6 protein-coding genes are annotated in these 4,687 nt (G+C 72.9%); 1 reads left to right on the top strand and 5 read right to left on the bottom strand.

Features of this window, described 5'->3' with window-relative positions; translation table 11 throughout:
* The 3 genes from DVA66_RS17265 to DVA66_RS17255 all read right to left on the bottom strand — a co-directional run.
* The coding region (locus tag DVA66_RS17265; RefSeq protein ID WP_198671895.1) for a [protein-PII] uridylyltransferase family protein at positions 1 to 1,023 on the bottom strand (1,023 nt) is incomplete at its 3' end.
* Positions 1,024 to 1,046: 23 nt separating this feature from the next.
* A complete protein-coding gene (locus DVA66_RS17260) occupies positions 1,047 to 1,385 on the bottom strand; it encodes a P-II family nitrogen regulator (protein ID WP_114126784.1) in 339 nt (112 codons plus the stop codon).
* Complete coding sequence (locus tag DVA66_RS17255; protein ID WP_198671894.1) at positions 1,382 to 2,758, bottom strand: ammonium transporter; 1,377 nt, start codon at positions 2,756 to 2,758, stop codon at positions 1,382 to 1,384. Before DVA66_RS17255 ends, DVA66_RS17260 begins: the two co-directional genes overlap by 4 nt.
* Before the next feature lie 295 nt (positions 2,759 to 3,053).
* Between DVA66_RS17255 and hpf the strand changes: the two genes are divergently transcribed.
* Positions 3,054 to 3,698 (top strand): ribosome hibernation-promoting factor, HPF/YfiA family, encoded by a 645-nt coding sequence (gene hpf / locus DVA66_RS17250; RefSeq protein ID WP_114561170.1) that lies wholly within the window; start codon positions 3,054 to 3,056, stop codon positions 3,696 to 3,698.
* A gap of 6 nt (positions 3,699 to 3,704) precedes the next feature.
* Here hpf and DVA66_RS17245 read toward each other — a convergent pair whose 3' ends face one another.
* Both DVA66_RS17245 and DVA66_RS17240 read right to left on the bottom strand, forming a co-directional pair.
* Positions 3,705 to 4,199, bottom strand: coding sequence for a methylated-DNA--[protein]-cysteine S-methyltransferase (locus DVA66_RS17245; protein WP_114561169.1), 495 nt, complete (start codon positions 4,197 to 4,199; stop codon positions 3,705 to 3,707).
* Positions 4,200 to 4,279: 80 nt separating this feature from the next.
* Positions 4,280 to 4,687: OST-HTH/LOTUS domain-containing protein (locus DVA66_RS17240; RefSeq protein ID WP_198671893.1), on the bottom strand; the 408-nt coding region annotated here is incomplete at its 5' end.

Raw genomic sequence — 4,687 nt, 5'->3', positions numbered from 1 at the left:
GGCGGCGAGCGCGGCGTGCAGCACCAGCAGCGGGTCGTCGAGGTCGTGCCCGCGGCCGAGCACCACCTCCCCGTCGTGCAGGTACAGCCCCTCGCCCAGCGGTTCGAGCTGGGGACGCCGGGGGCCGATCCGCCGGGCCCGGGCCCGCTGGCTCTGCCGCGCGGCGCGCATCGTGGTGTGCACCGCCTGGTGCACCACCCGGGCCGCGCGGGACACCTCGGTGAGCAGCTCGTCGGCATCGGCCAGCCCGAGCACCTCGGCCACCGGCTGCTGCTCCTGCCGGGCCAGGATGCTGCGGCTGCGTCCGGTCACCAGGTGCAACCCGTCGCGGACGTCCAGCAGCCGGCTGTAGGCCTGGTCCGGGGCGCCGTGCGGCCGGTCGGCCAGCCAGGAGCGGGTGAGCGCCCGCAGCACCACCATGTCGCGCAGGCCGCCGCGGGCCTCCTTGAGGTCGGGCTGCAGCGACTGGGAGAGGTCGCCGGCCTGCTCGTGCCGGGCGGCGACGGCCTCGACCAGCTCGGGCAGCCGTTTGCGCGACTGCGCCCGCCAGTCCTCGGCCAGCTGCTTGCGGACGCCGGCCACCAGCGCCTCGTCACCGGCCACCGGCCGCAGGTCGAGCATCGCCGCGGCCACCGCCAGGTCGCCCGAGGCGACCGCGCGGCACTGGGCCAGGGAGCGGACCGAGTGGTCCAGCCCGACCCCGGAGTCCCACAGCGGGTACCACAGCCGGTCGGCGACCTCGGCCAGGTCGGCGGGGGAGAGCGAGCGGCCGTCGTGCAGCAGCACGAGGTCGAGGTCGGAGAGCGGCCCGCCGTCGCCGCGGGCCAGGCTCCCGGTGCAGGCCAGCGCGGTGCCGGAGCCGACCTTGATCGGGTGCTCGTGCCCCTCGGTGGCCTGCCGCCACAGCTGCTGCAGCCAGTCCAGCGTCGTGTCGGTGAGGGTGGTGCGCAGCGCCGAACCGGCGCCCGGGGTGCTCAGACCCCGGGCGCCGGCCAGCTGCAGTCGAAGGTCACGTAGACCCATGGGGGTGGTTCCGCCCCTCCTGCTCAGAGAGCCTCGGTGCCGCGGTCACCGGTGCGGACGCGGACCACGTCGTCGACCGGGACCGACCACACCTTGCCGTCACCGATCCGGCCGGTGCGGGCCTGCTGGACGATGAGGTTGATGACGTTGTCGGCGTCGGGCTCGTCGACCAGCACCTCCAGGCGGATCTTGGGGATGAAGTCGACCGTGTACTCCGCCCCCCGGTAGACCTCGCTGTGGCCGCGCTGGCGGCCGTAGCCGCTGGCCTCGCTGACGGTCATCCCGGAGATCCCGAACCGCTCGAGGGCGTCCCGGACGGGCTCCAGCTGGTGGGGCTTGATGATCGCGGTGATGAGCTTCATGCCATTTCCTCACTGTTCGGGGCGGGAGCCGTCGCCGGCTCGTCGGCGGCCTGACGGGGGACGGTGCTGCCGGTGGCGGTAGCAGCCGCCAGCATCCCGCTACCACCCCGCAGCGGGTGCAGGTCGTAACCGGACTCCGCGTGCTGGTCGCCGTCGATGCCGTCGGCCTCGGCCTCCTCGTCCACGCGCCAGCCCATGGCGAGCTTGAGCACCAAGGCGATCAGCAGGGTCACCACGAAGGAGTACACCAGGGTGGCCAGTGCGCCCACGGCCTGGATGCCGAGCAGACCGGCACCGCCACCGTAGAACAGCCCGGCGGCCTCGGCCGGGGCGGCCGGGTCGGCCAGCAGACCGATCAGCAGGGTGCCGATCAGGCCACCGACCAGGTGGACGCCGACCACGTCGAGGCTGTCGTCGTAGCCGAGGCGGTACTTCAGCCCGACCGCGGCGGCGCAGGCCACCCCGGCGACCAGGCCGATGACGATGGCGCCGAGCGGGGAGACCGAGGAGCAGGCCGGGGTGATGGCGACCAGACCGGCCACGATGCCCGAGGCCGCACCGAGGCTGGTCGGGTGGCCGTCGCGGATCCGCTCCAGCACCAGCCAGCCGATCATCGCCGCGCAGGTGGCGGCGATGGTGTTGACGAAGACGGTGGCCGCGGTGCCGTTGGCGGCGAGCGCCGAGCCGGCGTTGAAGCCGAACCAGCCGAACCACAGCAGGGCCGCACCGAGCATCACCAGCGGCAGGTTGTGCGGACGCATCGGCTCCTTCTTGAAGCCGATCCGCTTGCCCACCACCAGGGCCAGCGCCAGCGCCGCCGCACCCGCGTTGATGTGGATCGCGGTCCCACCGGCGAAGTCGATCGCGCCGAGGGTGTTGGCGATCCAGCCGCCGGTGTAGCTGCCGTCGTCGGTGGAGAAGGCGAAGACCCAGTGCGCGATCGGGAAGTACACCAGCGTCGCCCAGACGACGGTGAACACCATCCAGGTCGCGAACTTCGCCCGGTCGGCGATCGCACCGGAGATCAGCGCCACCGCGATGATGGCGAACATCGCCTGGAATGCCACGAACGCCATCGCCGGGGCCGTCCCGGACAGGGCGTCCGGGCTCATCAGCCCGCTCAGACCCAGGTACTCCAGCGGGTCGCCGAGCAGGCCGACGCCGCCGACGGAGTTGCCGAAGGCCATGCTGTAGCCGTACAGAACCCAGAGCACGCCGACCACGGCCATCGCTCCGAAGCTCATGAGCATCATGTTGAGGACGCTCTTCGAGCGCACCATGCCGCCGTAGAAGAGGGCCAGGCCCGGTGTCATCAGCATCACCAGGGCAGCGCACACCAGGATCCAGGCGGTGTCACCGGTATCGATTTCCATGGGGCCCGATCGTTCGGCACCGGTGTTTCAGCCGAGGCCGTTCTTTGTTACGGCCGCGTGTCTGCTGCCCGCCCGGTGTAAGCGTTGGGTGACGCGCGCTGCTCGGGCCCACCCGCCTTCACAGCCCCCGGGGGCTCGTCTAACGTTGGTGCATGGCGCCAGTGCCTCCGTTCTGGTCGGCTCCCCCGGGTGGGGAGCAGGTCGGATGGGGCTCGGGTGCCTCTGCCATCTCCGCCGGATCTCGGGGCGGAGACGCCCCGACTCCGGCGGTCCCCCCAGAACCACGGAGGTCACCATGGACGTTGTCGTGTCGGGTCGTCACTGCGCCCTCACCGAGGAGTTCCGCGCCCACGTGCAGGAGCGGGTCGCCCGGATCGAGCGGTTGCGTGAGCGGGTGATCCGGGTCGAGGTCGAGGTCTCGGCCGACCGGTCCCGCAAGATGGAGCAGGACACCTGCGTGCAGATCACGCTGCTCAGCAAGGGTCCCGCGGTTCGCTCCGAGGCCTGCTCGCACGACAAGACCATCGCCTTCGAGAAGGCCCTGGACAAGCTCACCACCCAGCTGCGCAAGGCCCATGACCGGCGCACGGTGCAGCACCGCAACGGACGCCGCCCGCTGCGCGAGATCGCGATGCTGCACCCGATGGACGCCGCCCCCGCCGAGGAGGCCGAGCCCGACGACGTGCGCACGGTCGCCGGGATGCAGGTGCAGGGCGACGGCCCGCTGGTGGTGCGGGAGAAGACCCACAGCGCCCCGCCGATGACGCTGGACCAGGCGCTGGACGAGATGGAGCTGGTCGGCCACGACTTCTACCTCTTCGTCGACGCCGCCAGTGGCCGTCCCAGCGTGGTCTACCGGCGCCACGCCTACGACTACGGCGTCATCCACCTCCAGACCGAGACCGCCGACACGCCGCAGGCCGCCGGCGCCAGCGCCTGACCTGGCTCAGAACAGGGCGGGCGGGCTGAGCAGCGTCGGGTTCTCCAGCTCCAGCAGCTGGCGCTTGCGCTCCAGCCCGCCCGCGTAGCCGGTCAGCGCACCGTCCGCCCCGACCACCCGGTGGCAGGGGATGACGATCGCGACCGGGTTGCGCCCGTTGGCCGCCCCGACGGCCTGGGCGGCCCGCGGCGCGCCCAGCGCGCGGGCCAGCTCGCCGTAGCTGCGGGTCCGGCCGTAGGGGATCTGCTGCAGCTCGGCCCACACCCGCCGCTCGAACGGGGAGCCCTGCGGGGCCAGCGGCAGGTCGAAGACGGTGCGCTCACCGGCGAAGTACTCCGCCAGCTGCTCGCGCGCCGGCGCCAGGACGGCGTCGTCGCGGTACCCGCGGACCAGCCGCGGGTGGCGGTGGGCTGACATCAGCACCGCCGACAGCACGCCGTCGGTGGCGATCAGGGTGAGCGGCCCGACGGGGGAGTCGAGCACGGAGTGGGTGGTGGGCACGGGAGCCTCCTCGGGTCTGGTCACCGGGTGGACGCCGCGGGCCCCGTAGATGTGAGGTCGACGTCCCGGACGCGCCGCCGTCAGCGCCCGGGGCGCAGCCGGATCCGACGGGTCTGGTCGCTCTCGTCCAGCTCGGCGACGCTGTTGCGCGACTTCACGAACTCCGAGAACGAGCCGTAGCCCAGCGCCTTCTCGTTGAACGACGGGTCCATCCGCTTCATCTGGGTCTTCACCACCGAGCTGTGCAGCCACTCCTCGTCGGACTTCTCGTGGGCCAGCCGCAGCGCCCGCTCCAGCAGCCGGGACGCCCCCCGCCGGCTCAGCGCGGCGTCCGGCTCGGGAGCGGTGTCGTCCTCGTCCTCGGTCCCGGTGGGGACGGCAGCCGACTGCCCCTCCGCGGCCGTGGTCGGTGCCCGGCCGGAGCCGCCGCCACGTCGCCCAGCCGTCCCCGGCTCGTCCGGGGCCGTCGCGGCCGCCGTCGGGCGCTC

Source organism: Desertihabitans aurantiacus (assembly GCF_003344635.1).
Taxonomy (GTDB): Bacteria; Actinomycetota; Actinomycetes; order Propionibacteriales; family Propionibacteriaceae; genus Desertihabitans; species Desertihabitans aurantiacus.
The sequence above is the reverse complement of the archived record's forward strand: the minus strand, read 5'-3'. Positions and strand labels throughout refer to the sequence as shown.